This window comes from Polaromonas sp. P4_F4 (genome assembly GCF_056401355.1).
In genome coordinates, this window is sequence record NZ_JBFUJO010000067.1 from 1 (window position 1) to 1290 (window position 1290).

General features: G+C 64.4%; 1 protein-coding gene. It reads right to left on the bottom strand.

All coding sequences use genetic code 11. The features are described from left to right. Window positions 1–59: 59 nt before the first annotated feature. Window positions 60–1208, bottom strand: a complete 1149-nt coding sequence (locus AC1DUR_RS25785; RefSeq protein ID WP_477720928.1) for an IS481 family transposase — start codon at window positions 1206–1208, stop codon at window positions 60–62. Between the last annotated feature and the right edge of the window lie 82 nt (window positions 1209–1290).

Sequence of the window (1290 nt, forward strand, 5' to 3'; positions counted from 1 at the left end):
TGTATGGACAGGAGACATGGGAAACAGGTGTTCGGAGACATAGGAAACACTTTGCCCGGTTAGTTGGAATCGAGGATGGTGTTCATGTTGATGCGCATGAAGTGATGATGGCAGAAGAAAGCATCGAAGCAACCATCGGCCCGGGGATCTGCCCTGAACGCGATGGGCAGTCGGTGCAGCGCAGTGGAGACCCTGAGCTTGACACCCTGAAACGCGACAGCACCATTCCAGCCCACGACCCGCACGATGTCGTCTGGGCCGTATTCGATGGCAGCGAGCTGCCCGGCATAGGCCCTGGGACTGCTGCGGTAGCGCTCGATCGGCGTGCGCAGGCCCAGTGCGTGATGCGGCCGCTCGCAGTTGTAAACGCCGCGCCAGTGCTCGAAAGCGTTTTGGGCCTGGGCCAGGTCGGCAAAGCTGCGCCCGGCCAGTACCTCGGCTTTGAGCGAGCGGTGAAAGCGCTCAATCTTGCCATTGGTCTGCGGGTGGTAGGGCGCGCTGTGGCTGACCTGGATGCCCTGGCGGATGAGCCACACGCTCAACTCGCTCAGGCCGTGCGCGGCCTGGCTCGGAGTGCCCCAAGGTCCACCGTTGTCGGCATTGATGCGCAGCGGCAGCCCGTAGCGCTCGAACACGGCTGTCAGGTGCTCCCGCACGCTGGGCGTATCCGGGCGTGCGCAGGCCTGCAGCGCCAGGTTGAAGCGCGAGTGATCGTCCAGCACGGTCAGCGGATGGCACTTGCCGCCGGCCGTCTCGAAGTAACCCTTGAAGTCGATCTGCCACAGGGCATTGGGCTCGGGGTGCTCGAAGCGCTGCCAGTGCTGGGCCGCCACGCTGGCAGCCGGCGTAATCAGGCCGTGGCGGTGCAAGATGGCTGTGACCGTGGCCGCGGACGGCACGTCCCGGTGCCCCAACTCGACAAGGCGCCGCGCGAGCTTGCGCCCGCCCCAGGCCGGATGAGCGTGCCGCAGCTCGAGCAAAGCGGTCTCCATCGCGGCCGGAGTGCGCAGCGGGCTGACATGTGGGCGACGCGAGCGGGCTTTGAAAGCGCCATCGCCTTCCTGGGCGTAACGCGCCAGCAGTGCATATGCGGCCTTCGCGCCAATGCCAAAGCGCCGACACAGCTCGCGCCGGTTGGCGCCTTCTTGCAAGGCCAGTGCCACGAATTCGCGTTTGATGTCCATCAGGTCTCTCGGTTGCCAAGGCATGCCCTTCTCCTTGCGCCAATGGCGCTGAAGAAGTGTTTCCTATGTCTCCGAACACCTGTTGCGTATGTGCCCAGTCCATACA

Excerpts from the sequence above, each read along its gene's own strand:
- AC1DUR_RS25785 (WP_477720928.1), bottom strand. The coding sequence starts at position 1,208 with ATGCCTTGGCAACCGAGAGACCTGATGGACATCAAACGCGAATTCGTG.